General features: G+C 29.7%; 1 protein-coding gene. It reads right to left on the reverse strand.

The window, feature by feature from the left end:
• Positions 1-306 precede the first annotated feature (306 nt).
• Entirely contained in the window at positions 307-2,595 is a 2,289-nt protein-coding gene (ppsA, locus tag MBFIL_RS03600; protein ID WP_066971593.1) for a phosphoenolpyruvate synthase, read from the reverse strand.
• Positions 2,596-3,371: the final 776 nt, after the last annotated feature.

Consider the following 3,371-nt stretch of genomic DNA (forward strand, 5'->3'; position numbering starts at 1 on the left):
TTCAATTTATATAACTAATTAAATATCCATATAATTAATTTATCAGCAATATAAGGCTCTCAAAATACTTATTTAAGAAAATAAGTCTTAACTAATTATCTATTGAATTATGGAACATCCCCTATAAATTATACATTATTATGTAGTTCATAATTTATATATTTATTTAAGAAAAAGTATTAAGTTAAATTTTTAATTTAAACACTGATTTCGCAAAATAGAAAATTTAAATGAATAAAAAATTATATTTAAGATCAAATTTAGTTTTTAATATATTTAAGATCAAATTTAGTTTTTAAACTAAAATTATTCTTTTAAAGATTTCCGAGCTGCTTTTAGAACTAGTTTTTGTTCGGATCTTGCTACGGTTTTTCTTACGGTTTCTACTGCGTCGGTGTTTGCTGATACACTTGTGATTCCGTATTCGATTAGTTTTTCAACTATGTGAGGCATGCTTCCAGCTTGACCACATATACTGGTTGTGACGCCTGCTTCATTGCATTTTTCAATTACTCTTTTGATTAATTTTAAAATAGCTGGGTGTTCTTCAGTGTAGTTTTTAGCTACTAGCTCATTGTTTCTATCTACTGCTAGGGTGTATTGGGTTAAATCATTGGTTCCGAAACTTACGAAGTCTAAGCCTACTTCTATGAAGTCTTCTATTATTAGTGCTGCTGCTGGAGTTTCAACCATTATTCCAAAGTCTACATCTTTGTGTGGTATGAATCCTATTTCTTCAGCTAATTCTTTAGCCTTTTTAAGCTCATTTGGATGTTGAACTAATGGAAGCATGATTCCGATGTTTGTGTAACCTTTTTCATGAAGTCTTTTAACTGCTTTGAATTCAGCTTTAAGGATTTCAGGTTCATCTAATTCTCTTCTGATTCCTCTCCAACCTAACATTGGGTTGTGTTCATGTGGTTCATCTTCTCCACCTTCTAGGGTTTGGAACTCATCTGTTGGTGCATCTAATGTTCTGTACCATACTGGTTTTGGATAGAATACATCAGCTACTTTAATTATGTTTTCCATTAATATTTTAATAAGCTCTTCTTCATTGTTATCTAATATGAACTTTTTAGGGTGAACACCTGAAGTTAACATCATATGTTCTGTTCTAAGTAAACCTACCCCATCAGCACCAGTTTGTGAAGCTTTTTGAGCTGCTTCAGGCATACTAACATTTGCTTTAACTTCAGTTACAGTTATAATTGGTGCAGGTGCTGCTGTTTGATTAGATTCTTTAGTTTGTTTATTTTCATCTTTAAACTCGCCTTCATATATAAAACCTTTTTTACCATCTAAAGTAACTTTTACATTGTCTTTAAATAGTTTTGTAGCATTTCCTGTTCCTACAACACATGGAATTCCAAGTTCTCTTGATATAATAGCTGCGTGACAGGTTACTCCTCCTTCATCTGTAATGATACCATCTGCTCTTTTCATAGCTGGAACCATATCAGGAGTAGTCATTACAGTAACCATTATATCTCCATCTTCAATCTTATCTAACTCATTTATACTGTTAATAACCTTAACTGAACCAGACCCAAATCCTGGACTTGCACCTAAACCTTTAATAAGAATGTCTCTCTTTTCAACGTCTTCTGATTCCTCTTCGTTTACTTCGATGTCTCCCCCAAGTGTTGTAATCGGTCTTGATTGAAGCATGTAAAGATTGTTTTCATTAAAGGCCCATTCAGTATCTTGTGGTGATTCATAGTGAGCCTGTATTCTTTTTCCCATTTCAGTTAATTCTATAAGTTCTTCTTCAGATAAAACTCTTTTATTTTTTAACTTATCTGGTACTTCAGTTTCAATAGTGTCTCCCTTTGTGTCTTTAACAAACATTGTCTTTTTTTCACCAATAGAGACATTTGTAACTGTGTTTGTTTTCTTATCTACATAGTAAGTGTCTGGAGTTACAGTTCCTGAAACAACAGCTTCTCCAAGTCCCCATGATCCTTCTATAAGTGCAACATCTTCACCAGTTGATGGATTAACAGTGAACATTACTCCTGCTTTTTCAGAGTCTACCATTTGTTGGACAACAACAGCTATGTAAACTTTAGAGTGGTCAAAGTCATTTTCTTCACGATAGAAAATAGCTCTTGCTTCAAATAATGATGCCCAACATTTTCTAACATAGTCAATAACTTGAGAAAATCCTTTAATATGTAAAAATGTATCTTGTTGACCTGCAAATGATGCTTCAGGTAAGTCTTCAGCAGTTGCAGAAGATCTAACTGCTACATTAGCTTCATCTTCTCCAACATCTTTAGACAAAGCATTGTAAGCTTCACTAATATGGCTAACAATATCATCAGGAATAGCTGTACTAGTAATTATTTCCTTAATTTCTTCAGCAACTCTTTGAAGCTCTTTAGTTTGATTAACATTAATCGTATCTAACATTAACATTATCTTATCAGATATCCCAGTTTTATCAATGAATTTTTGATAAGTTTCAGCAGTAACAACAAAACCTGGAGGCACAGGAATACCTGCTTGAGTTAATTCGCCTAAATTCGCACCTTTACCACCAGCAATACTGATGTCACCTTTACCAATATCTTTAAATCTTACCACGTAGATAATTACATCCCCTAAATGCAATACGATTCGTCGTATTAACTTAATTAAATATTATAAATCAATTAATAATTATAATTACTAATTACCATTATAATTATTATGATTATATTATGATCATTATTCTATTAAACATTGACTACTTTATTAAAGCACTATGTTATATGAAATATATTTATATTAACTAATCATAATTAAAATTAACTAAAAAGATATGAATTTATTAATCCATTTTATATTAATTAACTTTTAGAATTAAAAGTAACTAAAAGATATAAATTTATTAATCCATTTTACATTATTACCTTTTAGAATTAAAATAATATATTAACATAATATTATATTTACATTATAGTATTTAACAGTACTTATACATCTAAAATATTAATAGTGACAATTAACAGTTAAAAGTATACATCTAAAATATTAACAGTGACAATTAACAGTTAAAAGTATACATCTAAAATATTAACAGTGACAATTAACAGTTAAAAGTAAGTAGGAATTAAATAGTTATAAACTAAGCTAAACACCATTATATGGTAAACAATTAGAGTAATATCAATATAATCCACCAAAATCAAACATATAGCTGAAAAAACTAAGTTATGCACCTATATACTGTAAATATATATACTATATAAAATATCTATTGGCTGTGCAATAATTATTTTTTGATTCTTTTTAGTTATGCTTAGTTTTAAATATTATGGGGTGTAATATATTATTAGTGTTTTTTAGTTTTTGTTGAGTTGGTGTTTATGGTTTTGCATGAAGAT

It is taken from the genome of Methanobrevibacter filiformis, assembly GCF_001639265.1.
Lineage (GTDB): Archaea > Methanobacteriota > Methanobacteria > Methanobacteriales > Methanobacteriaceae > Methanacia > Methanacia filiformis.